Consider the following 1,310-nt stretch of genomic DNA (forward strand, 5'->3'; position numbering starts at 1 on the left):
TGGGGTTGATTTCACCCTGTCTCAATTGAGTGAAGACTACGATGCTGTCTGTTTGGCAGTGGGGGCGTCTCAAGCGGTAGAAATGAATTATCTTGGTAGCGACTTGGACGGCTGTTATCTCGGTGTTGATTACCTGAAAGATTACGTTACAGAACAAAACTACGCGACGGGCAGAAAAGTTGCCGTGATTGGTGGTGGTAACACTGCGATCGACTGTGCGCGTACGGCGCGTCGTGCGGGTGCCGATACCACTTTGATCTATCGTCGAACTCGCGACGAAATGCCGGCCGAAGACTACGAAATCGTCGAAGCTGAACATGAGGGCGCGAAGTTCCATTTCTTAACGAATCCGGCGGAAAACATCGCGGATGAAAACGGCCGGGTGAAGGCAATTCTATTAGAGCGAATGGCGTTAGGTGAGCCAGATGCGTCTGGTCGTCGTAGCCCGAAACCAACGGGTGAGTTCTTTACTGAAGCATTTGATACCGTGATTGCAGCGGTATCGCAAAAGCCGGATCTCAGCTTCTTAGAAAACGATGATTTGTCTATTCCACTAACACGTTGGAACACATCTGAGTCCGACTCGCAAACCATGCACACGGGTACGGGCAATATCTTCAGTATCGGTGATTTTCGTCGTGGTCCTGCGACAGCGGTTGAAGCAGTGGGTGATGGGCGAGTTGCGGCAAAAGCGATTGATCTGTTCCTCAATGGCGATATGGCGGATATGCCGAAACCTGCGTTCAACTCTCGTAAAGAGAAAAAACTGGCGCAGGTTGACCCACTTCATTTTGAAAACATCCAAAAAGTTGCTCGTTCAATCATGCCGGAGTTGACTCCAGCGCAGCGTGAGCAGAGTTTTGCTGAAGTGGAACTGGGCTTTGATAACGAAGAGGCCATGAAAGAAGCGGCGCGCTGCTTAGAGTGTGGTTGTCAAGCGAACACCGACTGTGCCTTGCGAGATTACTCAACGGAATATCATGCCGAGCAACATTTCGATGTTTCCGTGGACGTTTCCTCTGCTAACGTGATTGGTCATCAAGATTGGCTCGATTTGCGAGCGAAAGATCTTCGTCATAAATACGAAGTAGACCGCAGTTCTGAGTTCATTGAATTTGATGCTAACCGCTGCATCAGTTGTGGTCAGTGTATTCAAGCATGCCGCGAGCAAGCGGTACATGGTGTGTTGAGTTTTGTGTCGGATAAAAATGGCCGACCAGCTTTAAGACCAGATGATCGTCCACGATTCCGCTCCGATGAAAAAGGCGTAGGTTGCAGCGGTTTGACGCTCATGGGCGATTCAAAATGCG

At 49.8% G+C, this 1,310-nt stretch carries 1 protein-coding gene; it reads left to right on the top strand.

The window, feature by feature from the left end; genetic code table 11:
• Nucleotides 1-1,310 (top strand): FAD-dependent oxidoreductase (locus tag R7070_RS25425; RefSeq protein WP_318141415.1); only part of this gene is annotated, 1,310 nt, incomplete at both ends.

The sequence above is a fragment of the Vibrio sp. 1557 genome, from assembly GCF_033340175.1.
Classification (GTDB): Bacteria; Pseudomonadota; Gammaproteobacteria; order Enterobacterales; family Vibrionaceae; genus Vibrio; species Vibrio alginolyticus.